Below are 23,325 nucleotides of genomic sequence, written 5' to 3'. Positions count from 1 at the left end.
TAAGGATGGGTTTAATAGAAGGAAGATTTGGCGATCGGCATCCGCCAACCGGTACCAAAAGCTCGATCGCTAATTTTCAAACCTGGGGCTGCTTGCCGCCGCTTAAACTCCGCTTGCCTGACTAATTTTACTACACGTTTAACCACGGCTTCATCGTGTCCAGCAGCGACAATTTGTTGAACCGATTCGTGATGTTCGATCGACCGCTGCAAGATGTCATCCAAAACATCGTAATCCGGCAAAGAATCTTGGTCAATTTGTCCAGGCTTCAGTTCAGCACTAGGCGGTTTAGTAATAATATTAACCGGAATAATTTCCTTTCCCTGGGGCGGGTACGGGGGTGGGTAGGGAGAGGGCGGGCACGGGGGCACCGCCCCTACATATCCGCCAGAATTCAGCCACCTACAAAGCGAATAAACGCGAGTTTTCGGCACATCGGAAATCACCGCCAATCCCCCATTCATATCGCCGTAGAGGGTGCAGTAACCCACCGCCATTTCCGACTTATTGCCAGTCGAAAGTAGCAAATGTCCGAACTTATTAGAAATTGCCATCAACAGATTGCCTCGAATCCGCGATTGAATATTTTCCTCAGCAATGCCGAAAGTTGTGTTGACAAACAAATCGGCGAGAGTGCGATCGTAAGTTTTCATCAAATCGTCGATCGACAACATTTCGATCGCGATGCCCAGATTTCGGGCTAATTCCAAAGCATCATTAACCGAATGATCCGAACTATAAGGAGAAGGCATCAACACCCCTAGAACATTTTCGGGCCCGATCGCGCAACTGGCGATCGCAGCCACCAAAGCCGAATCTATCCCGCCACTCAAACCGAGTACAACCTTAGAAAAACCGCACTTGCGGACATAATCTCGCACTCCCAAAACCAAAGCAGCCCAAATTTCGGCATCTCCAACCGCCGGATAAAAACTCAAATCAGTTGTGGAACGGGCATCTTGCCCGTTCCCGCTGCCAACGCCACTGCCGATCGAACCTAGTTTTTGTCGTCCTTCACCTAATCCCAAATCAGTTGTGGAACGGGCATCTTGCCCGTTCCCGCTGGCAACTAAATCTTGTTTAGCTGCATCATATTCCAGCACCGCAAAATCCGTTTCAAAAGAAGCTAATACCTGAATTAAATCACCCTTTCGATTCACAGCAAAACTGCTGCCGTCAAAAATAATATCGTCATTTCCTCCTATTTGATTAGCATAAATAATCGGTATCCCGCAGCGGATGACGCTGTGCTGCAACATAGCCGATCGCACTCCCCGCTTCAGAGCAGAATAAGGCGATGCCGACAAATTCACCACTAAATCTACACCCAATTTTGCCAAATCGGAAACAGGATCGCCCGCGTAACTGCGTTTACCCCAAAACTCCTCATTGTTCCACAAATCTTCACAGATTGTCACGCCGATTTTGACTTCGCCAATAGAAAAGTAATTGCTGTTTTCTCCCGGTTCAAAATATCTATCTTCATCAAATACATCATAAGTAGGCAACAAGCGTTTATGAAAAACTTGTTTGACCACGCCATTTTGCAACAAAACAGCGCTATTAAACAATGATTTTCCGCCTAGTTGAACAGCATTAGCATTAGGTAAGGCAGTGCCTGCTATGACTGCCAACTCCGGCGGCAAAGCTTGCGCCAGTTGCAGCAACTGTGCACCTGCATCTGCAATGAAACTCGGATTGATTAACAAATCGCGCGGCGGATAACCGATCAGGGAAAGTTCCGGTGTTAGCAATAAGTTTGCGCCCTCAACCTCAGCTTTTTTCGCAGCCTCCAGAATTAGGTTGGAGTTGCCCAAGATATCACCAATAGTAGGGTTGAGTTGTGCGATCGCAATTTTCATCTCACCAAATCACCTAATAAATATTGCTAACAGTCCGCCCGCGCGGACTCACTTTCCTATAGTCCTAGATTTGAATGTAGCGAAAGATTACTTGGATTTGTAATGTTTCAACTCTTCCTCAATATAATAATTTACCAAATCCCGGTAAATATTTTCAACCACATCAGGATTCAAACCCGATTGTTGAGCCCACTCGCGCCGCTGCTGTAACATATCGTGAAAGCGATCGAACGATTTAACGCTAGCTTCACTCGTTTTGAACCTTGCTGCAGCGATGACGTATTGAAATCTCTTGCTCAAAGCCTCGATCACTTCTCGATCGATGATATCAATTTCCTCCCGAACTTCGTGAATATTAGCGCATTCATCTGGATCTTTCATAGTCCGTACTCCTTAATAGCTTCTATTCTCATGTTACTAAATTGCTCCCCGAATGTCATCCAATAAACAGCTAGATAAACACCAGAGGCTTATTTTTGAAAGGAGCAAAAGCGGTCGCATCAAAGCGGTACAAACTAGCAGGGCGGCCCGCCCCGCGCGAAACCTTAACACCGGTATCGCACAAAAAACCCAATTTCAACAATCGAGCTCTAAAATTAGAATAATCAGAAAAATTTTCCCCCAAAATAGTTGTATAAAGTTGATACAAATCGCTCAAAGTAAAAAGTTCCGGCAACACTTCAAAAGCTACCGGGCTGTATTCAAGTTTGTTACGCAGTCGCCGATATCCGTATTCGAGAATTTGATTGTGATCGAAGGCCAGCTTAGGAACTTGTTGCACGGGATACCAAGCAATGCCGCCGACGCGGTGGCCCACACCCGCGACTACACTCCCAGCAATTAACTCAGCTTCCTCAAAACGAACCAAAGCAAAATAACTCACCGAAAGATAGCGATTGCCCCTGGTAATTTCCCGAGGATCGCGCCCCGGTTCTCCGAAAGTATACAATTGCTCCAGATACAAATTTTTTACCCGAATTTTCTCAGACAAAATCCGGTAAGCCGCATTTTCAAGAGACTCTCCGTGTCGCACCAAAGTACCGGGAAGACTCCAAGAATCGATAAACGGTTCGTCTGGCCGCATTAGCAACAGCACCAACAAGCGGTTCTGCACGGTATCGACGGAAAAAATAACATTATCTACTCCTACTTTAAAGTCAGCTAATGAGCAACCCTCGCTCTTGTTTGTGCCTCGTGCCATGCGTACAAATGCTCCCTATGGATGTAATCTTCGATGGTGGGAGTCAGAGCTTCCCTGTCTCCTTTTTCCCGATAGGAAGTAGAAGAAACATTGGGAGCACTCAAAGATGCGATCGCCACCTCTGCACCCATGCGCCTCAACTGCCACAAATCTAATTGTTCTGATGGATAACCGGGTCGCGGTACTATCAGCAAGTCCACTTGTTTTAACAATTGTTCAAATTTGTACCAGCGAGACAGTTGCCCCACCAAGTCCGAACCTATTACCAGCGTCAAATCTGCATTCGGCCACAGCAATTTTGCTTGTTCCACAGTTTCCACAGTCCTCGGACTGCTGAGTTCTGGATGCAAGCAAAGATTGTGTCTGGGCGAATTAATTTCTTGAATCATTAACAGCAGCATTGCCGATCGGTGTTCTAGAGAAGTTTGGTGCGACTTAAAAGGATTGTCCGACGCCCAAACTGCTACCCAATCAAAATGTTGCGAAAGCCAACTCAGAATTGTTTTATGTCCCGCTGTTGGTGGATCGGCACTGGTTCCAAAAAGAGCAATCTTCTGCATAGGGAATCGGTAATTGTTGACTGTTGACTGTTGACTGTTGACTGTTGACTGTTGACTGTTGACTTCAATCTAAAATCTAAAATCTAAAATCTAAAATCGATTGACTCTTTTTCGTTTTTTCGGTGAGACTCTGCAAATCTGTAGAAATTTCCACTGACGGCGAAATCGGGTTGTCAAGTTGACGAGTTTCGGGTCGAAGACTGGCGACAGAAGCAGCAGTGCGTTTGGCGATATCCTCCAAACTTTCCTGGTTCTTGACTCGTTTTCCCTCCTTGAAAACCAACTCCATTAATGGTAAGTAAGAATCGCAATTGTGAATAGTTTCTCCCGACAATCCTAAACAATCTCCGAGAATTTGCCCATTTTCAATATGTCTAAAAATTTGCTTTCTTCCTGGATATGTTACCTTGCCGCTTGCCTCTTTCATCACCGGAATTCCGTCAATTTCCACCAACTTATAAACACCGTTGACAGGGGAACCGCTGACTAACTTGGTTCCCAAACCGTAACCGTCAATGCAAGCACCGCTACTTTTTAATTTAGCAATTTCTCGATCGTCCAAATCGCCACTAGCAAAAATTGGAACCCCAGGCAGGATCGATCGAACTTCCCGCGACAGCACCGCCAAATCGCCCGAATCCAGCCGCACGCCTTCCAACTGCATTTCACCGCTGTTTACTCGATCGGCCAACATCCGCGCCGCCCCCACAGTATCATAAGTATCGATCAGCAGTGGCGCCCCCGGAAAATAGCGGTGAAAAGCTGCAAACGCCTGATTCTCGCTGCCTTCGAGGGCGGCAACAGCCATTACCAAAGCATGGGCGATCGTACCGACAGGTTTGCGGCCCAACTTCAAAGCAGCCAAAACATTAGAAGTTCCGTCGAATCCCGCAGCCAGAGCAGCCCTAGCCGCCCAAACAGCAGCTTGAGGCCCAAAAGCCCTGCGCGTCCCGAATTCCAGCAACTTAGCCTCCGGGCCCGCCACATCCCGCAGCCGCGCTGCCCGCGTCGCAATCAAAGTTTGATAATTTATGGCATTCAATAAATAAGTTTCCACTAACTGAGCCTGCCACAGAGGAGCCTCAATTCGCAGCAGTGGCTCATTGGCAAAAACCGCCGTCCCCTCCGGCACCGCCCAAACATCGCCAGTAAAACGGGCTGTGGCGAGTAAAGTCCAAAATCGTTCCGGGGCGCCGGCAAAAATCCCAGTGGACTGCAAAGCCTCAATTTGCGACTGAGAAAACCGAAATTTCTCCAAATAATCGATAACTTGAGCCAAACCCATCGCGATCGCGTAGCCAAAACCTTCTGGCAGCCTGCGCGCGAACAACTCAAAACTCGCGGCCCGCCCGTCGAGCCCTTCCCCGACGTAACAAGCGGCCATCGTTAGCTGGTAGAGATCGGTCAAAAGGCTGTAATCTGCTGAAGAAACCGTTAGTTCCTGGTCTTCTAAGATTTCTTCAAAACCTGTGAGCTGCAGGCTTTCTGTGGTAGTTTTCATAAAAAAAACCCCGGACAAACTTCTTTTTCTTAATTATAGTGACAAACACCATATCTTTTTGTAAATATTTGATGAAGATTGCAGATATTTGTCGGATAAATTCGCTTATAATGCCCTTTGATAGCGGATCTCGGTTAATTTGTACATTAATATTATGGTAAATTCAATATAAATATTGAATTTAACAAACTCAGAATTAAGCACAAACACTCAAGCGTTCCGGGTTTTTTGCGAAAATATTTCGTTGCAGCCTTTGAATAGAGTTAGAAAACCCGGTTTCTGACCGTCGGGAGGGCGATCGCGAGTGCTGGAGTTGAGCGAGGAAATAATCTACCAGCAAAAGGTCGATCGTCCAAAAATGCGTAATTTCTTAAACCTTCAGCTTGCTTTATTGTTGCAGACCAATAAGTAATTCAAATAAATATTGCTAAACTCATCCACAGCCCAAAAATCAGAGTAATATTAAAAGTATCAGAACTCAGACAAGAGAGGCAGATTCTATGAATCTTTCTAAATCTTTGGCAAACGCGATGCGTTACGTTTCGGAAGCAGCGGTGCGGATTTTTAGCCCCAGCGATGACAACTATCCCAATAGTGGAGTTCAACCTTTTGAGGGTAAGCTCTCCAAAAGTGCTAAATCCAAAGAATGAACAGCCATTCCCACAGTTTATAGCGAGTTCGGCACAGGCATTCAGTTTAACAGTCAACGGTTAACAATTAACTGTTGACTGTTAACTTTTGAGTTTTGATTTTGACCGAAAGCATCCAGGATACCCGCCACGTGATTCATTCCTTCGCAGACTCAGGACGGAGAAATCAAAAACCTGTATCCGATGAAGCTTGCCGAACGTATTTATCTCGCGCAAGTCAATGCTTCAATCTAAAATCTAAAATCTAAAATCTAAAATCGATTGACTGTTAATAGTAATTGTATGTGCGGTTTCCCTTCGTTCTACCCAAGCTACAATTACCAATCACCAATTACACTGAACTTCCCCAATTTACCAAACAAAGGCATATTCAGTGTAGAGTAAGCTTTTTAAAGATTTTGGCGCCCGGTTTACTGCGTATAAATCAGAGAAACACCAAGCAAATCTAGAGCCTTTTGTTGCACTGGGGTTGGTTTAGTAATCTTATCAAAAACAAAACTAGCACCCTTAATAGTTGATTGAATTTGATTGTGAGCTAGAGTACCCAAATCCGCTAGTAACTAACCTTTAGTTGAGGAGATAACCTGAACTTTTGGCTAGGTATCGCAGAGCGCATACAAATATATACTGGTAACACTCTCTGGCAATGACTAAAGCCTGCGTGCCATGCCTGAGTTTCTCCAAGCGATCGCAGCCTATGTTTGAGGGAAACACCTAGCCAAAAGTTGAGGATTTTATCTCACAGATTCTGAGTCGCAAGCTGACTATTTGGCTAAGTTAATACTCAACTAAAAGCTAGAAGCTTTTTAGGGTTATTATCTTAGGCTGAAAATAGTAAATCAACCAGAAAAAAGACCATGAACTTAATTAAAGTGTCGGGATTATCGGCTTCAATCGTACTATCGTTATCCATCTTTCAGCAGCCGACTCATGCTCAAAAAGCAAGTACCTTTGCTACCAGTTGCACGGACATTTCAATCAATGGCGCTCAATTATCAGCAACTTGTAACAAAAAAAATGGTACCAGTCAGCGCACTTCCATTACCATTAAAGGCGTTCATAATCAAAATGGACAACTCGTGCAAGGTAATCTTAATGAACAAAGTACGTTCAACCGAACTTGCACAGGCATCAGCATAAAGGGAGACGAACTGTCTGCCAATTGCCGCGGTGGAAATCAGCCATCTTCTGTCACATTACTAGGAATTGATAATAACGATGGCAACCTAACCTATTAGTTAGTGTAGTTGGGCGATCGCTTACTCAGTCTGGTTGTATAGCCGATCGAGGAACGCCCCAAAACTTCCTCCCTCACAGCAGTAATCTATAACCAAAAAGTGCGATCGCCCCCACGCCCCAACCCCCCAACACAAACCACTCACCCCACTGCAATAAAAAAAGTTTAACCTCAAAGGAGCCTTTACTGATGACTCACTTCGGCATTCTCTGTCCGGGATTCAACAGCCACCTCAACACTATGATACCTTTGGGCTGCGAACTGCTTCGTCGCGGTCATCGAGTTACTGTATTTAACTTCCCTGATGCTAAAGCCACAACTCTAGCCAGTGGATTAGAATTCCAGTCATTAGCTGAAGATGAGTTTCCCCTAGGAACAAATGCAGAAACTTTGAGCCAACAGGGGAAGCTCAGCGGACTGGCTGCCTTTCGATCTTCTATTAAAACTTTTACCCAGATTTCGGCTGCTATTTTCAGAGAGGCTCCAAGCGCCATTAAAAAAGCAGGTGTAGAAGCTTTGCTTGTAGACCAAGTTTCGCTCGAAGGAGGAACGATCGCGGATTTTCTCAACCTTCCTTTTATAACAGTTTGCAGTGCCTTAGCCGTCAACCGAGAACCCAACATTCCTCCCTTTTGTACCCTTTGGCCGTACACTCCAACTTGGGGAGCACGTTTACGCAATCAAATTAGCTATCAGTTACTCAGTTTGGTTGTTAAACCGCTTCGAGGACCGATAGCCGAGTATCGCCGAAAGTGGAAATTACCTGTCTACTCTCACCCGAATGACTTTTACTCTAAACTCGCTCAAATCAGCCAACAACCCGCAGAATTTGATTTTCCCAGGCAAGATTTACCTGCACACTTCCATTTCACTGGCCCTTATGACAACAGATCCACGCGCAAACCAGTCCCTTTTCCTTTTGATAAATTAACTGGCAAACCATTGATTTATGCTTCGATGGGAACTGTGCAAAATCGCTTGCTGGATGTTTTTCAAATAATCGCCTCTGCTTGTGAAGGATTAGACGCTCAATTGGTAATATCTCTCGGAGGTGGTGCGACTCCCGAATCTTTGCCGCCCTTGCTGGGAAATCCGATCGTTGTTGGCTATGCACCACAATTAGAATTGCTGCAAAAAGCCACTCTCACGATTACTCATGCCGGGATGAATACGACTTTGGAATCTTTGAGCAATGGAGTCCCAATGGTGGCAATTCCTGTGGCGAATGATCAGCCGGGAGTGGCAGCGCGGATTGCTTATACGGGTGTTGGCGAAGTGGTTCCTTTGAAGGAATTGAGCGTTTCTAAAGTCCGATCGGCAATTGTGAAAGTCCTAACCCAAGATTCGTATAAACAAAGGGCGATCGAGATGCAAGAGGCGATCGGGCGATCGGGCGGAACTAAGCGCGCCGCTGATATTATCGAACAAGCTGTATTGACTGGGAAGCCTGTCTTGGCTTCTAAAATCTAAAATCTCAGATGTGGAGTCAAATCTAAAATCTAAAATCTAAAATCTAAAATCTAAAATCTAAAATCTAAAATCGACTGATGGCTCACGCCCCTCTGGTGTGAGGAGCAAATTTATGCTATGTTCGACTGCAAAGTTGACTGCAGGCTGAATATGCTCACTTTTCCTGGCGTTGAAGTCACAGAGCTTATCTACGAAAGCGCAAACTCGCTGGTTTACCGAGGATTCCGACAACCCGACAGTCTCCCCGTCATCCTCAAAGTCCTCAAAGAAAATTATCCCACACCCCAAGAACTCGCCCGCTATCGCACAGAGTATAAAATTACACAATCTCTGAATCTGAGTGGCTGTATAAAAGCCTATGATTTGCAGCCATATCAAAACACGCTGGTAATGTTTGTTGAGGATTTTGGCGGCGAATCCTTGAAAATTTGGATGCAGCAGCAAAAATTTAGTATTGCAGAATTCTTGCGAATTGCGATCGCCACAACAGAAAGTTTACAACAAATTCACAGCGCCCACATCATTCACAAAGACATTAACCCTTCAAATATTGTCTTCAATCCAGCCAGCGGCGAACTCAAAATTATCGATTTTGGCATTTCCACGCAGTTAACGCGCGAGAATTACACCATCAAAAATCCCAACATTTTAGAGGGAACTCTTGCTTATATGTCGCCGGAACAAACCGGCAGAATGAACCGCAGTTTAGATTACCGCACGGATTTTTATTCCCTGGGGGCTACCTTTTACGAACTGCTGACAAACAAATTGCCTTTTGACACCAATGATGTGCTGGAATTGGTACACAGTCATCTCGCTAAACAGCCCTTATCTCCATCTCAGGTGAATCCCGAAATTCCGCAAATTGTTTCCGATATTGTGATGAAGTTGATGGGGAAAAATTCTGAGGAGCGGTATCAAAGTGCGATCGGAATTAAACTCGATTTAGAAGAATGTTTAAATCAACTGCACACTCATAACAATATATCAGTTTTTACCCTAGGATGTCAAGATATTTATGACCGTTTTCAAATCCCGCAAAAACTTTACGGCAGAGAGCGAGAAATTGATAGTTTACTAACAGCTTTTGAAACAGTCAGCAGTCACAGGCAAGATGCCTGTGCCACCAGCAGTCACAGGCAAGATGCCTGTGCCACCAGCAGTCACAGGCAAGATGCCTGTGCCACCAGCAGTCACAGGCAAGATGCCTGTGCCACAAGTGGACATGGGGAAGATGCCTGTGCCACCAGCAGTCACAGGCAAGATGCCTGTGCCACCAGCAGTCACAGGCAAGATGCCTGTGCCACAAGCTCAATGATGCTGATTTCGGGATATTCTGGTATCGGCAAATCAGCTTTGGTGCAAGAATTATACAAACCGATTACTCAACATCGCGGTTATTTTATCTCCGGCAAATTTGACCAATATCAGCGCAATATTCCCTACAGCGCCATTGTCAATTCTTTTCAGGATTTAGCCAAACAACTGTTAGCAGAAAGCGAAGCCAATCTCACAGAATGGCGGAAAAAATTATTAGCCGCATTGGGAATCAACGGTCAAGTTATTATTGACGTGATTCCCGAAATTGAATTAATTATCGGCAAGCAACCCGCCCCGCCAGAATTGGGTGCTGGTGAAGCGGAAAATCGCTTTAATTTTGTGTTTCAAAACTTCATTAAAGTTTTTACTAAACCAGAACATCCTCTGACAATATTTATCGATGATTTGCAGTGGGCTGACGGGGCATCTCTGAAACTGATGCAACTGCTGATGAATGCTTCGCCAGCGGGACTGTTTTTAATTGGGGCTTATCGGGATAACGAAGTTTCTGCTGCTCATCCGTTAATGCTAACAATTGAAGAGATTGTCAAAAATGGGGCAAAAGTCGATCGCATTTTCCTGTCACCTTTGGATTTATCCTCTGTGACTCAACTGATTTCCGATGCCCTGAATTGCCCGGAAGCAAGAGTCAACTCCCTTGCCGAGTTAGTCTTTTTCAAAACGGGCGGAAATCCTTTCTTTATGAATGAATTTCTCAAATCGCTTTATACAGAAGGGCTGTTACAATTTGACTTTACCCCCAGGGCTGTTTCGGGGCAACCACGGGGGGATTGCCCCTACGAAAAACCAGGGTTTTGTAGGGGCGGTGCCCCCGTGCCCGCCCAGCCCATAGACGATGGGGTAGGGGTTTCAGATATCGGGGCTCTTCAGGAGGGATTGCCCCTACAAGAGAATGAAACAGCCCAGCCTCACCAAGGGGGGACACAGGGGAGTTGGCAGTGGGATTTAGAAGAAATTCAAGCGAGAAATTTCACTGATAATGTTGTCGAATTGATGGCTGGCAAAATTCAACAACTGTCAGAGAAAACGCAGGAAACGTTAAAGATAGCAGCCTGCATTGGCAATCTATTCGACCTGAAAACCCTCGCCTCACTTTGCGAAAAATCTGTGGGACAAACGGCGGATGATTTGTACGCAGCACTTGCTGAGAATTTAGTCGTGTTGCTGGGGAATATGGGAGATGTGGAATTAGAAATTGCAGGCAAATTACCCAGTACCCAATCCGTAGAATACAAGTTTGTTCATGACAGAATTCAGCAAGCCGCTTATTCCCTGATTTCCGAAGAAGATAAGCCGGCGGTTCACCATCAAATAGGAAAACTGCTGCTGCAAAATACCCTCGCAGATGACAGGCAAGATGCCTGTCCCACAGAAGAACAAATTTTTGACATTGTTAATCAACTCAATTTCGGCTGCCAGCTAATTTCCCATCAAACAGAAAGAGATGAACTGGCTCAGTTAAATCTGATGGCTGGCAAAAAAGCCAAGGCATCGGCAGCTTATCAGGCAGCTTTTAACTATCTGCAAACGGGGATAAATTTGCTTGCCGAAAACGCTTGGGTGGTGCAATACAAGCTAAGTTTACAACTGCATCAAGAAGCCGCAGAGCTAGCTTACATATTGGGCGATTTTGAGCAGATGGAAAGTTTAGGGAACCTCGTGCTAACAAATGCTAAAACAGTGTTCGATCGCGTCAAAGTTATCGAGGTAAAAATGGGTACTCATGCTGCCCAAAATCAACTAGATATGGCACTTAATATGGGGCTAAAAATTCTGAGGCAGTTGGGAGTCAAACTGCCCGCAAAGCCTAACAATCTAGATAGCATAATCGGATTGCTGGAAGTTAAGTTAACCCTAGCTGGGAAACGCATTGAGGATTTAGCCAATTTACCTCAAGGAAGCGATCCTGCTAAACAAGCCGCACTGCGTATCTTGTCATTTATGGCTACTGTCGCCTATGGCGTTGCCCCTCAACTGATGCCTTTAATTGTGTTTAAGCAGGTGATTTTATCTGTAAAGTATGGCAACTATCCTGAGTCTCTCCATGCTTATGCAGTTTATGGATTAATTTTGTGCGGAGTGGTGGGAGATATTGAAGGTGGTTATAAATTTGGTCAGCTAGCATTGAGGATGTTGGAGCAATTTGGCAAGCCAGAATTAAAAACTAAAGTCCTTATTCCATTTAATGACTTCATCCGTCATTGGAAAGCACCAGCTAAAGAAAGTTTGCCATCTTTGTTAGAAGCTTACAAAAGCGGATTGGAAACAGGACAAGTTGAAGAACGTGCTTGTGCGTCTCAAACTTACTGCGGTTATTCGTACCTCTTCGGCGCTGAATTGTCAGGGCTGGAACGCGATATTGCTACTTATCGCGAGGGGATAGAAAAGTTAAAATTTGATCCAATTATTTGGCAGATTAGACCCTTAGATCAGTCGGTTTTTAATTTATTAGGTAAGTCGGAAAATCCCTGCTATTTAATTGGGGATGCCTATGATGAGCGGACTGCGCTATCACTGTTAACTGAAGCTAACGATCGCACTTCGATTTTTGCCCTGCATTTTTATAAAATGATTCTCTGTTATTTATTCGGGCAATATGCTGAAGCGGTATCAAATGCAGCTTCCACAATGCAGTATGTAGATAGTGCCGCTGGAACTCTGCAAGTATCCTACTGCTATTTTTATGAATCGCTGGCTCAACTTTCGTTTTATTCTAATGCTTCTTTTGACCAGCAAAAGCACGGTTTAAAAAAAGTCAGGGCTAATCAGAAAAAAATGAAAAAATGGGCGCATCACGCTCCGATGAATCACTTGCACAAATTTAATTTAGTTGAGGCAGAAAGATATCGGGTTATTGGTAAAGATGCACGGGCGATCGACTATTACGATCGCGCAATTTCCCTCGCCAAAGAAAACGAGTACATCCACGAAGCCGCCCTCGCTTACGAACTCGCCGCTAAGTTCTATTTATCTAGGGGTAAAGAATTAACAGCCAAAGCTTATATGCAGGAAGCTCGTTACTGCTACCAGCTATGGGGTGCAGCGGCTAAAGTCAAAGATTTAGAAACTCGATATCCGCAGTTATTTACGATCGATAAACCGATAAATAAAGAAATTTCAACCACTACATCAACTACGGGCAGCCGTTCTAGTTCTTCCTTGGATATCGCTACAGTCATGAAAGCTTCCGAGGCAATTGCTGGGGAAATTGTACAGGATAAATTACTCTCCAGATTGATGAAAATTTTGATTGAAAATGTCGGCGCTCAAAAAGGATATTTGATTATAGAAACCCAGGGAAAATTGCTGATTGAAGCTGAAGGTGTAATGAATGATGAACAGATAACAGTGTTGCAATCTGAACCAGTTGAAAATTGCCCGGAACTTTCCGAAGCTATTATCAATTATGTCGCTCGAACCCAAGAAAATTTAGTGCTAAATGATGCCACCCGTGAAGGAAAGTTTACGAATGACCCTTACATCAAAGCACGTCAGCCCAAGTCTATTTTGTGTGCTGCTTTGATGAATCAAGGTCAACTGGCTGCTATTGTTTATCTCGAAAATAACCTTACCGCACAAGCTTTTACGCCCGATCGCCTGGAAGTTTTGCAATTGTTATCGGGACAAGCGGCGATCGCACTTACTAACGCTAAACTCTACACAGAAGTAAAAGAACGCGAAAATCGGCTTACTCAATTTATCAATGCTATGCCGATCGGGGTAGCCGTGCATGACACCACCGGACAAATTACCTACGCAAATCAGACAGCACATCAACTAAGTGGCATTCCCACAATAGCCGAAGCAAATACTGAGAAATTAGCAGAAGCTTATCAACTTTATCTCGCGGGAACTAACGAGTTATATCCCACCGCACAAATACCAATCGTGCGTTCTTTGGGGGGTGAAACTGTCAAAGTAGATGATATCGAGTTCCACCTACCTGATAAGATTGTTTCCTTGGAAGTTTCCAGCACACCAATTGTGGATGAAACGGGTAAAATTAATTATGCGATCGCCACATTTCAAGACATCACCGATCGCAAACAAGCAGAAAAAGTTTTAGCCGACTACAACCGCACTTTAGAACAGCAAGTGAGCGATCGCACTCTCGAACTCCAGCGGGAAATTATCGAGCGACAACGAGCTGAAGAAGCAGCACAAGAAGCCAACCGAGCAAAAAGTACATTCCTCGCAAATATGAGCCACGAATTGCGGACTCCCCTCAATGCAATTCTCGGATTTTCCCAATTAATAAATCGCGGTTCTAACTTATTGCAGGAACAGCAAGAACACCTGAGTATTATCACCCGCAGCGGAGAACATTTGCTCGAACTGATTAACCAAGTATTAGATTTGTCCAAAATAGAAGCGGGACGCACGACTCTCAACCAGACCAATTTTGACCTCCACCGCCTGCTGGACGACATCAAAAATATGTTCCAAATTCCGGCACAAAATAAGGGATTGCAGTTATTAGTAGAGCGGAGGCAAGACGTTCCCCAATATGTGCGAACTGATGAAATAAAATTGCGCCAAATCTTGATTAACCTGCTTTCTAACGCGATTAAATTCACCTCCGAAGGCGGCATTCATGTAAAAGTTAAAAATCAGGATTTTGCTCAGAAAATCAGCTTTGAGATTGAAGACACAGGAGATGGAATTGATGTTATTGAATTAGACAAGATATTTGAAGCTTTTGTTCAAACCAAAACCGGGGAAGAATCGCAACAAGGAACAGGATTAGGTTTAACGATCGCACGTTCTTTTGTACACTTAATGGGCGGTGAAATGACAGTCAGTTCTCGTCCTGGAGGCGGTACTATTTTCAAATTTGACATTAAAGTTAATTCAGTTGAAAAAGCCGATCGCCAACGGGAACAGCCAACCAGACGAGTTATGGCGATCGCGCCCAATCAACCCCGCTATCGGATTATCGTTGCAGACGACGCTTTTGACAACCGCCAACTGCTAGTTAAACTGCTTTCCGCGATCGGTTTTGAAGTTTACGAAGCCAAAAATGGGAGAGAAGCAATAGAAAAGTGGGAGCAATATTCGCCGCACTTAATCTTTATGGATATGCGGATGCCGGTGATGGATGGGTATGAAGCCACCAAACAAATTAAAGAGGGCAACCACAGGGGGATTGCCCCTACGGAAAACGATGATTTTGTAGGGGTAGTGCCCCCGTGCCTACCCCAGACAGCAATTGTTGCCATAACAGCAAGTAGTTTTGAGGAAGAGAAAGCTGTTGTCCTTTCTACCGGCTGCGATGATTTTATTCGCAAACCATTTAGAGAAGCAAACATATTTGATATTCTGCACAAACATATCGGAGTGCAATTCGTTTTTGAAGAACTAAATGCTGCGCCCAGCTTCACAGAAAATGAAGTAAATGTATTGACAAAAAGCGCTTTTTCTGAATTGCCTCCTGAGTTACTAGCCAATCTTCAGCAAGCCATTAGCAATCTCGATTTGGAACAGATGCACACAGTCATCAGTCAAATTCGCGAAATCAATCAGCCCTTAGCGAGGGCGATCGCAGCTTGCATTAAAAATTTTCAGTACGAACAGTTGCTAAATTTAATACACACATTAAGGGATGAGACATGAAGAAAAACCTCCGTTTTACCCGCGAAGAAAGTATTTTAGTTATTGATGATTGTCCTGAGAACTTAAAACTTTTAAGCAGCATACTATCTGTCGCTGGGTATAAAGTTCACCTAGCTCCCAGTGGGAAATTAGCTCTTAACTTTATCAATGCCAATTTACCCGACTTAATTTTACTGGATATTATGATGCCTCACATGGATGGCTACGAAGTCTGCGAGCAGCTCAAAGCTACTCCAAAAACTCAAGATATCCCAATAATTTTTATCAGCGCTTTGCAAGAAGTTTTAGATAAGGTAAAAGCATTTTCTCTGGGCGGAATAGACTATATTACCAAACCTTTTCAACAACAAGAAGTTTTAGTGCGCGTCGAAAATCAATTGCGTCTGAGAAGGATGTCTAAACAACTCCTAGACCAAAATATTCTCGAAGAGCGCAACCGGATGGCGCGGGAAATTCACGACACTTTAGCGCAAACTTTTACAGGCATCATCATACATTTGGGAGCCGCCGAACGGGTAATAGCAGCCAATCCAGAACAAGCACAAGCATACATGAAAACAGTCTGCGAATTGGCTCGCTCTGGACTTGCCGAAGCGCGGCGATCCGTAGAATCTTTACGCCCGCAACTGTTAGAAGAGGGCGATTTGTATAGCGCTCTCAACCAAATCGCTAAACAACTGTCATCAGATACTGATACGTACACTATTTTTGAAGTGGTTGGCACGGCATATTCCCTACCATTAGAGGTAGAAAATAATCTGTTGCGTATCGGGCAGGAAGCATTAACAAATGCTTTCAAATATGCCAAAGCTACGGCGATAAAAATTGAGTTAGTATACGAAATATCCAAGTTTCTTTTGCGGGTGCAAGACAACGGACAGGGATTTGATACAGAAAGTATCTGTTTTAGGAATGGCTTTGGTTTATTGGGAATGAGAGAACGCGCCGATCGCATTAACGCGCAGCTAACAGTAAACAGCCGCCCCGGAAACGGAACAGAAGTTATAGTTTCAGTTAATCGCCAGTAAAGGTGCACATTTCGCACCATACATAGTAAGTTTGTAGTGAGAAATTCAGTTTTTTTAATAAGATTAACAGGGTAAACATGATTAACCAATCAAATATTATTCGCGTTTTAATTGCCGACGATCATTATATTGTGCGGCAAGGTTTAGTGGCGCTGCTGAATCAGGAATCAGATGTTAAAGTTGTGGCGCAAGCAAGCAACGGGCAGGAAGCATTAACAATGTTCCGCGAATATCAGCCCGATGTCACCCTTATGGATATGCGGATGCCCCAAATGGATGGAGTCGCCGCCATTGCTGCGATTTGTGCGGAGTTTTCCAGCGCCCGGATTGTGGTGCTGACGACTTATGACGGCGATGAAAACATCTATCGCGGATTGCAAGCTGGCGCTAAGGGCTATCTGCTTAAGGATGCGGAACCAGAGGAACTTTTAGCAGCAATTCGGACTGTTTTTGAGGGTAAAAAGTACATTCCGCTGGCAGTGGGTGTTAAGTTAGCCGATCGCCTGAGTGGGCCTGAATTGAGCGATCGCGAATTAGAAGTCATCCGCCTCATAGTCGCTGGTAAAAGCAACAGCCAGATTAGTGAAGTTTTGCACATCAGCGAAAGCACCGTCAAGTTTCACATCAACAATATTTTGAGCAAAATGGGAGTTAGCGATCGCACGCAGGCCGCGATTTCCGCCTTAAAACGGGGGATTGTCAGCCTGTAGTTTAATGAGCAGTATTTTTTTTACTGACAAATATAGGAATCCTAAATCATTTGTGAATTTCTTACTCCCTCCCCTTGATAAGGGGAGGGTTGGGGTGGGGTAAACATTTTACGACTCCTGCAAGGATTGCTATATGACTATTATGACGGCAAATAATGATAAGACCTTAAGTTTTACGCCAAAACTTTTTAGTAAGGCTAAGCTGGAACTCCTAGGATAAATTAGCCCTGCTAAAAAAAAATGCTTTATTCATTTTTGTCCAAATCTCAAGTCAAAATCCGCTTTTTAAAACAGTTTGTAGCCGCTGTTTCGGCGTCTTTAGCACTTAGTGCAACAACCAGTTTGAAACCCTCGCCGGTATTAGCAGCTAGCAATATCCCCCTCGCAAATGGAACCTCGATTCAGTTAGTCGCAAAACCTGATTCTAGCCTGCAGTTAGGGCAGTTGCGTACCACTGTTCCCGTGCAGACAATGCAGCTCGATCCGGGCGGATTTATCCCGATCGCGATCGGCGGTATGATAATTATTCTAGTGCTGCCATTATTTTTTGGCGGATTGGTAGTAATTGGCGATCGCGAAGTTGGCATTGTCAGTAAAAAGTTTAGCTTCGGCGGCAAGTCTTTACCGCCCGGAGATTTAATTGCCTTAAACGGAGAAGCGGGATATCAAGCTGATACTTTGCCCCCCGGTTGGCACTGGGGTTATTGGCCTTTGCAGTACAACGTTCGCAAAGAGTCTCTAACTGTAGTTCCCCAAGGTGAAATTGCCCTGATTATCGCAGCAGGTGGTAAGTCAATTCCACCGCAGCGCATCCTCGGCAAAATCACAGAATGTGACAATTTTCAAGATGCTCGCCAATTCCTCAAAGGCGGCGGCGAAAAAGGTAGACAACTCGGCATTTTGACTGGCGGTAGCTATCGAATTAATACAGCATTATTTACAGTAATTACAGCGGCAAATGCTGCCAAACACGGGATGACAGCCGAACAATTAAAGCTGTACAGAATTGCCCCTGATAAAGTGGGAATTGTCACAACTTTTGACGGCGTTCCGATTCAAGATGGCGAAATTGCTGGCCCAATTATTCCGAATCACGACAACTTCCAAAACGCGCAAAAATTTATCACCGCCGGCGGGCGGCGCGGTTTGCAGGAACAGGTTTTGCTTTCCGGTTCGTGGAACTTAAATCCTTGGTTTGTCGGGGTTGACCAAGTGGCGATGACCGAAATCCCGATCGGCTATGTCGGCGCGGTTATTTCCTATGTCGGCCAAACCTCGGAAGATGTGAGCGGCGCTGCTTTCACTCACGGAAATTTAGTAAATGTCGGCAATAAAGGGGTTTGGGTAACTCCCCTTTATCCGGGGAAACATCCGCTGAATACTCGCATTTTGAAAGTAGAGTTAGTGCCGACTACTAATATAGTATTGAACTGGTCAGGAAAAACAGAAAGGCACAGTTACGATTCTCAACTTTCGTCTTTAACCGTGCGTTCTCAAGACGGTTTTGCCTTTGATTTAGAAGTAGCTCAGATTATTCACGTTGGAGCCTTGGATGCTCCCAAAGTGATTTCTCGCGTCGGTTCGATGCAGAATTTAGTAGACCACGTTTTGCAGCCGACAATTGGGAATTATTTCCGCAATTCGGCTCAAGCTTATTCTGTATTAGATTTTCTCTCGGCAAGAAGCGGCAGGCAAGCGGAAGCCGCCGAGTATATCAAAGCAGCTTTGCGTACCTACGACGTGCAAGCAATTGATACTTTGATCGGGGATATTTTGCCACCTGCAGAGTTGATGCAAACTCAAACAGATCGCAAAATTGCTGAGGAACAGTGCAAGACTTATGAGGTGCAGCAATTAGCACAAACTCAGCGGCAACAATTGGTGCGGGAAACGGCACTGGCTGAGATTCAACAAGAGATGGTGAAATCGGAACAAGGCGTGAAGATTTCTGAGTTGAAAGCGAATTCTCAGGTGAAACAAGCTCAAGGCGAAGCTGAGTCGATTCGGGTGAAGGGAAATGCTCAAGCTGAAGCTTATCGCGCGGGTGTTGTAGCTTTGGGAGGTTCGGGTTATACGGCTTTGCAGTTAATGCAAATTATAGGCGATCGCAACGTGCGAGTTGTGCCGGATGTTGCGGTAACAGGCAACGGTAGCGGTGGCGGTTTGGTTGATGGTTTGCTGGGAATGATGATGTGGAATCAAACGAGCAAAAATGGAGAAAATGGCGGGGAGTTACCGTTAGTTAACCTACAGAAATCGGAACCTGCGGCCAAGTTATCAGTAGCCCAGGTGAATTCTGTTAAGCCGTCGGCATCTCGCGCTAATTCCCCTGTTGCCAATTCTGAGGCTGATATTGCTCCGCTGTTTGATGAATTGCCGTTTGACGATCGATCTTTTAGTTAGGCTGTGCAGTTTGTAGTCACAAACCAGAATACTCACAACCCCGACTTCTTGGAGAAGTCGGGATTCTAATTATCTCGATCGATAATATCTTTACTCTTCACTCCAAGCACTGATAAACTCTATTTGATTTTGCATTTCTGCCGCTGATTTGGCAGAAATTAGACTCAAAAGGCGACGCATTTGTTCTCCCACTGAATAATTTTGCTGTCCTAAAATAATTCCTGCATGAGAATCTCCTCTTTCTAGCCAATTGGTATGGATTCTATAAAAATCCCTAATGTTGAAACTATAAATTACCCTTTGATTAGTAAAAGCCCAAGTTAATTGCTCTTCATCGCTGCGAGATAACATCCCTGTTTCGGCAACTGTAATAACATCTACACCACGACTTTGTAAAGCTTGCAATAGTTTTTTACTTCGTGAATCTTCATCTAAGTAAAGACGAATTTGGCTCATGCTTTCTCCGGCATTTTTAGCCGATTTAATGCTGCCAAACGTTCATATTCTGCTTGTTCAGCCGCTAAATCTGCTTCTATTTCTGCTCGATTTGCGTGATAATAAGTCAGTGCAGCATAAACCTGTGCTAAGGTGAGATGATCCAGATCCGCTGCTATTTCCTCAGCACTATTACCTTGTTTGTATAAGACTACGATTCGCTGCACCGATGTGGCAGTACCTGCAATAATAGGGATGCCACCGCGAAGGTGCGGATCGCGGATAATTAAAGTGCCAATATCAGTTAAAGTTGGCATAGGTGAATATGGGGTTAAAAATTAGAACTTAATTATAGCATAATTTTATTAAATTTTTGAGCTATAATCAAATCAACCTGTCCTAAGTGTTCCACAAGATAAGAAGCAAGAGGATTTGCTATGTTAACTACTGTTCGAGAAGTTTACGATCGCGTTCTGTCTACCCTTTCACCAAAGGATAGACTGCGCTTGGCAACTCTTATTCTCAACGATTTGGTGCAGCAAAATCAGTCGGTTGTCGATGAAAGCGAGACTTGGACTGAGGAAGATAAACTCGATGTGACGGCATTTTCTTTGCAGTACGCGGCAACCATTTTTTCTGAAAATGAGGAGATGTAATAGTGTCTTTTAATCCTGGTGATGTGGTGACAGTAGATTTTCCTGGTGTCACTGGCATTAAACGTCGTCCGGCTGTAATTCTATCATCAGTTACCTATAACACAACCCGCTCTGATGTCATAGCTGGACTCCTTACTACACAGACCACTGCTTTAGGTTTAACTGATTATATACTCCAAGATTGGGCCGCAGCAGGTTTACGAGTCGCTTCAGTTTTTCGCAGTTTTATTGTCACTCTACCCCCATCTTCCAACTTAGTTCTAATTGGTCATCTGTCGGAACGTGACTGGAAGGAGGTTCGTGCTTGCTTGAAAGTCGCTCTTGCGGATTTGGGATGATATAGTTGTTACTGTTGGACTAATAGTCTCGAATTTAGAGTTGATTAGGACTTACACACTGACCAAAGAAACCGGGTTTTTACCGAATCTGCTGACTACAACCAAATATTTCGTAAAAAACCCGGTTTCTGAACCCCAAACAGTCTGTGTTTGCCAATTGCTATGACCCGAATTTCGCGAGTCTAGTGCTTGAAGAGTGATATCAAGGTGTAACACATATTGAAATGACTAAAAGCAGATAATTTCGTAAACAAAGGTTCGAGAAAAAAGACTTGACAAAGGGCTGAAATCGCTATAGATTACAGCTTACAGCTCTCGATGCGAGAGAACAGACCCACCCAAACCCCGCCCCCCCCCAACCACCATACCACCCCGCGTGCGCCAAAGCCCAAGGGAGGTGGCCTGCTTGTGCTGCAATCTTAAAGGTTAGGTTACTGTAGTCCAACCACTGTCCTCCTTTTCTCCAACCGACACGATCGCCTAGCTTGCATTCAGTGTCATAATCAACTTTACCGCCTACTTCCAACCAGATTTTTTTCTGGACGCTAAAGCCAAAGCGACCCTGACTGTATTTTACCCACAATTGGTCTATCGTCCGCAAATCATCGCAAGGAAAATTCTCGATAGATTCCTTTGTGAACCAACCTTCCTTCTCCTGTCTAGCAGCTTTTAGCATCACCTTGAGTGTTTCCTCATCCGCTTCTTTCCACTTCCCGGCCGCCAATAAATCCCGCAGACGAGTATAGTCAACACCCTGCGCTGATTTAAGCTGTACCGAAACACCGACAACCGTTGACGGAATCGGTTCCCGTAAATAACCCAACCAATCTTTCATCGACTGCGGCCGTTTTTGCGGATCGGATGCCATCCCTTTTTCTATTGCTAAACTCACCCAATCTTTCACCCCAAAATTTTTCGCAGGTGGCAATGCTTCATTCCTAAAATGCCGATTGAGGGAAGCTGTTGGCACTTTTCCCGTTACCGCATAATATAAAGATGCAGCTAAAGCGTAAATATCAACCGTTGGTTTACCACTACCTTCAATATGCTGTTCCCAAGGAGCAAAAGCAGGGTTATGAGGATGTCTGCTACTAATAATAGTTGGCATTAATTCATTCGCAAGACCAAAATCAATTAACACTGCTTGCCCGTTGGGACGCAACATAATATTACCCGGATGGGCATCTCGATGGACAATTCCGGCTTGGTGAACATCACTTAATGCTTCTCCAATTTGGCGGATAATTGCCACTGCTTCTGTATCAGGGAGTCGCCCCCGTTGCCGTACTGTATCAAATAAACTTTGACCGACGATTAAATCCATTACCAAACAGTGAAGGCCTTTTTCCTCAAACAAATCGCTAATGCGGACAATTCCAGGATGTGCGTTTTGGCAAAATTTTGCTAAGATTTGCCCTTCGCGGATAAATCTGCGAACAAAGTTGGCGTATTCCGGGTCATTTTGCAAACTCAGATTCGGTGTTTTGAGGACAACTTGATAGTTAAGTTGCAAGTGTGTGGCCTTGTAAGTCATGCCAAATCCCCCCATTCCCAGGATGGTGTCAATGCGGAAAGGGCGAGTTTTGAGGATTTGTCCGGGTGTCCACAGCATGGCAGGTTGTTTAAATTCTATTTAGTTGCTAATTATGATAAACTGTCTCGCCTTTAAAAAACAATGAAAAGGAAGCATTCTCAGGATTTACGCACTCCGATTCAAGAAACCGGGTTTTTAGAGAATCTCTCGGTGACAATGCGTGTTATCGTAAAAACCAGGTTTCTGGACTAAAGTCCTTACTACAAACAAAAATATGTTTTTCAATTCAAGCAGTTGTTTTAACTGGATGCAGCGGAAAGAAAACAGCCGGCGAGACGCAGAAAAACTCTGCAAGCTTTTGTATCTGTTCAGTTGTAAGTTGACGCTTTTCATGGAGGATATCTGAGACAATAGACTCGGTTTTAAAAATAGGAACTAGGTCTTTTTGTCTCAGACCCAATTCTTCGGTTAAAGCTTTTAACATTTCTATACCATAAATGTCAGGTATGGGTTCTAAAGTTTTCTCGTATTCATAAACGAGAGTTCCAAGTACGTTTAGATAGTCGCGTTCGTCGGGAGTCAGTTCGCCTTTATCCAACAAAGAGTCGATCGCTTCTTGAGTTGCCATTAACTCCTCCTCAGCACTTATGGGTCGCGGCGGAAATGTTTTGAGTAGTTCGATATAAGCGCTAGATTTTTTCATTTGACTATGCACTATTAAGAAAGTAATATTTTATCATTATAGTTGAAAGATGGCATTTTGAAAACCGCAGATTAACGCCGATT

The 23,325-nt window shown here is 44.3% G+C and carries 18 protein-coding genes; 9 read left to right on the top strand and 9 right to left on the bottom strand.

Going from position 1 to position 23,325, the window contains the following annotated elements; all coding sequences use genetic code 11:
• Positions 1–11 precede the first annotated feature (11 nt).
• From QUB39_RS24270 to QUB39_RS24250, 5 genes are all read right to left on the bottom strand, one after another.
• Complete coding sequence (locus QUB39_RS24270; RefSeq protein WP_333056333.1) at positions 12–1,862, bottom strand: NAD+ synthase; 1,851 nt, start codon at positions 1,860–1,862, stop codon at positions 12–14.
• Positions 1,863–1,949: 87 nt separating this feature from the next.
• On the bottom strand, positions 1,950–2,243 hold the full coding sequence (locus QUB39_RS24265; protein WP_333056332.1) for an isochorismate lyase: 294 nt from the start codon (positions 2,241–2,243) through the stop codon (positions 1,950–1,952).
• Positions 2,244–2,313: 70 nt separating this feature from the next.
• Positions 2,314–3,063: an NrtR DNA-binding winged helix domain-containing protein gene (locus QUB39_RS24260; protein WP_333056331.1), complete on the bottom strand. Its 750-nt coding sequence runs from the start codon at positions 3,061–3,063 to the stop codon at positions 2,314–2,316.
• Positions 3,024–3,623, bottom strand: coding sequence for a nicotinate-nucleotide adenylyltransferase (locus QUB39_RS24255; RefSeq protein ID WP_333056330.1), 600 nt, complete (start codon positions 3,621–3,623; stop codon positions 3,024–3,026). The genes QUB39_RS24260 and QUB39_RS24255 overlap by 40 nt, the downstream gene beginning before the upstream one ends.
• Positions 3,624–3,699: 76 nt before the next feature.
• On the bottom strand, positions 3,700–5,124 hold the full coding sequence (locus QUB39_RS24250) for a nicotinate phosphoribosyltransferase (RefSeq protein WP_333056329.1): 1,425 nt from the start codon (positions 5,122–5,124) through the stop codon (positions 3,700–3,702).
• A gap of 500 nt (positions 5,125–5,624) precedes the next feature.
• Here QUB39_RS24250 and QUB39_RS24245 point away from each other — a divergent pair, with 500 nt between their 5' ends.
• From QUB39_RS24245 to QUB39_RS24215, 7 genes are all read left to right on the top strand, one after another.
• On the top strand, positions 5,625–5,774 hold the full coding sequence (locus QUB39_RS24245; protein WP_333056328.1) for an isochorismate synthase: 150 nt from the start codon (positions 5,625–5,627) through the stop codon (positions 5,772–5,774).
• A gap of 857 nt (positions 5,775–6,631) precedes the next feature.
• Positions 6,632–7,012 carry a CVNH domain-containing protein gene (locus tag QUB39_RS24240; protein WP_333056327.1) on the top strand — a complete coding sequence of 127 codons (381 nt, stop codon included), beginning with the start codon at positions 6,632–6,634 and terminating at the stop codon, positions 7,010–7,012.
• A 188-nt stretch (positions 7,013–7,200) separates the two neighbouring features.
• Positions 7,201–8,481 (top strand): glycosyltransferase, encoded by a 1,281-nt coding sequence (locus QUB39_RS24235; RefSeq protein WP_333056326.1) that lies wholly within the window; start codon positions 7,201–7,203, stop codon positions 8,479–8,481.
• A 150-nt stretch (positions 8,482–8,631) separates the two neighbouring features.
• Entirely contained in the window at positions 8,632–15,435 is a 6,804-nt protein-coding gene (locus QUB39_RS24230) for an AAA family ATPase (protein ID WP_333056325.1), read from the top strand.
• Positions 15,432–16,463 carry a response regulator gene (locus QUB39_RS24225; RefSeq protein WP_333056324.1) on the top strand — a complete coding sequence of 344 codons (1,032 nt, stop codon included), beginning with the start codon at positions 15,432–15,434 and terminating at the stop codon, positions 16,461–16,463. Before QUB39_RS24230 ends, QUB39_RS24225 begins: the two co-directional genes overlap by 4 nt.
• Positions 16,464–16,543: 80 nt before the next feature.
• Entirely contained in the window at positions 16,544–17,173 is a 630-nt protein-coding gene (locus QUB39_RS24220) for a response regulator transcription factor (RefSeq protein WP_333211441.1), read from the top strand.
• Positions 17,174–17,413: 240 nt separating this feature from the next.
• A complete protein-coding gene (locus QUB39_RS24215; protein WP_333211417.1) occupies positions 17,414–19,576 on the top strand; it encodes a flotillin family protein in 2,163 nt (720 codons plus the stop codon).
• 90 nt (positions 19,577–19,666) lie between these two features.
• Here QUB39_RS24215 and QUB39_RS24210 read toward each other — a convergent pair whose 3' ends face one another.
• Together QUB39_RS24210 and QUB39_RS24205 are read right to left on the bottom strand one after the other, a co-directional pair.
• Positions 19,667–20,032, bottom strand: coding sequence for a DUF5615 family PIN-like protein (locus QUB39_RS24210; RefSeq protein WP_333056320.1), 366 nt, complete (start codon positions 20,030–20,032; stop codon positions 19,667–19,669).
• A complete protein-coding gene (locus tag QUB39_RS24205) occupies positions 20,029–20,328 on the bottom strand; it encodes a DUF433 domain-containing protein (protein WP_333211415.1) in 300 nt (99 codons plus the stop codon). Before QUB39_RS24205 ends, QUB39_RS24210 begins: the two co-directional genes overlap by 4 nt.
• A gap of 120 nt (positions 20,329–20,448) precedes the next feature.
• Between QUB39_RS24205 and QUB39_RS24200 the strand changes: the two genes are divergently transcribed.
• The gene (locus QUB39_RS24200; protein WP_333211414.1) at positions 20,449–20,667 is read left to right on the top strand and encodes a hypothetical protein; all 219 of its coding nucleotides are present in this window, start codon (positions 20,449–20,451) and stop codon (positions 20,665–20,667) included.
• 2 nt (positions 20,668–20,669) lie between these two features.
• Entirely contained in the window at positions 20,670–21,005 is a 336-nt protein-coding gene (locus tag QUB39_RS24195) for a type II toxin-antitoxin system PemK/MazF family toxin (protein WP_333211411.1), read from the top strand.
• A gap of 292 nt (positions 21,006–21,297) precedes the next feature.
• On the opposite strand, the gene QUB39_RS24190 is transcribed toward QUB39_RS24195, so the two are convergent.
• Together QUB39_RS24190 and QUB39_RS24185 are read right to left on the bottom strand one after the other, a co-directional pair.
• Positions 21,298–22,617 carry a serine/threonine-protein kinase gene (locus tag QUB39_RS24190; RefSeq protein WP_333211409.1) on the bottom strand — a complete coding sequence of 440 codons (1,320 nt, stop codon included), beginning with the start codon at positions 22,615–22,617 and terminating at the stop codon, positions 21,298–21,300.
• Positions 22,618–22,825: 208 nt separating this feature from the next.
• Positions 22,826–23,242, bottom strand: coding sequence for a transcriptional regulator (locus tag QUB39_RS24185; RefSeq protein ID WP_333211407.1), 417 nt, complete (start codon positions 23,240–23,242; stop codon positions 22,826–22,828).
• Positions 23,243–23,325: the final 83 nt, after the last annotated feature.

The sequence above is a fragment of the Microcoleus sp. AT8-B5 genome (assembly GCF_036705565.1).
GTDB lineage: Bacteria > Cyanobacteriota > Cyanobacteriia > Cyanobacteriales > Microcoleaceae > Microcoleus.
Note: the sequence above shows the minus strand (reverse complement) of the source record. Positions and strands in the feature narration are given on the sequence as shown.

Excerpts from the sequence above, each read along its gene's own strand:
- QUB39_RS24270 (WP_333056333.1), bottom strand. The coding sequence starts at position 1,862 with ATGAAAATTGCGATCGCACAACTCAACCCTACTATTGGTGATATCTTG.
- QUB39_RS24265 (WP_333056332.1), bottom strand. The coding sequence starts at position 2,243 with ATGAAAGATCCAGATGAATGCGCTAATATTCACGAAGTTCGGGAGGAA.
- QUB39_RS24260 (WP_333056331.1), bottom strand. The coding sequence starts at position 3,063 with ATGGCACGAGGCACAAACAAGAGCGAGGGTTGCTCATTAGCTGACTTT.
- QUB39_RS24255 (WP_333056330.1), bottom strand. The coding sequence starts at position 3,623 with ATGCAGAAGATTGCTCTTTTTGGAACCAGTGCCGATCCACCAACAGCG.
- QUB39_RS24250 (WP_333056329.1), bottom strand. The coding sequence starts at position 5,124 with ATGAAAACTACCACAGAAAGCCTGCAGCTCACAGGTTTTGAAGAAATC.
- QUB39_RS24245 (WP_333056328.1), top strand. The coding sequence starts at position 5,625 with ATGAATCTTTCTAAATCTTTGGCAAACGCGATGCGTTACGTTTCGGAA.
- QUB39_RS24240 (WP_333056327.1), top strand. The coding sequence starts at position 6,632 with ATGAACTTAATTAAAGTGTCGGGATTATCGGCTTCAATCGTACTATCG.
- QUB39_RS24235 (WP_333056326.1), top strand. The coding sequence starts at position 7,201 with ATGACTCACTTCGGCATTCTCTGTCCGGGATTCAACAGCCACCTCAAC.
- QUB39_RS24230 (WP_333056325.1), top strand. The coding sequence starts at position 8,632 with ATGCTCACTTTTCCTGGCGTTGAAGTCACAGAGCTTATCTACGAAAGC.
- QUB39_RS24225 (WP_333056324.1), top strand. The coding sequence starts at position 15,432 with ATGAAGAAAAACCTCCGTTTTACCCGCGAAGAAAGTATTTTAGTTATT.
- QUB39_RS24215 (WP_333211417.1), top strand. The coding sequence starts at position 17,414 with ATGCTTTATTCATTTTTGTCCAAATCTCAAGTCAAAATCCGCTTTTTA.
- QUB39_RS24210 (WP_333056320.1), bottom strand. The coding sequence starts at position 20,032 with ATGAGCCAAATTCGTCTTTACTTAGATGAAGATTCACGAAGTAAAAAA.
- QUB39_RS24205 (WP_333211415.1), bottom strand. The coding sequence starts at position 20,328 with ATGCCAACTTTAACTGATATTGGCACTTTAATTATCCGCGATCCGCAC.
- QUB39_RS24200 (WP_333211414.1), top strand. The coding sequence starts at position 20,449 with ATGTTAACTACTGTTCGAGAAGTTTACGATCGCGTTCTGTCTACCCTT.
- QUB39_RS24190 (WP_333211409.1), bottom strand. The coding sequence starts at position 22,617 with ATGCTGTGGACACCCGGACAAATCCTCAAAACTCGCCCTTTCCGCATT.
- QUB39_RS24185 (WP_333211407.1), bottom strand. The coding sequence starts at position 23,242 with ATGAAAAAATCTAGCGCTTATATCGAACTACTCAAAACATTTCCGCCG.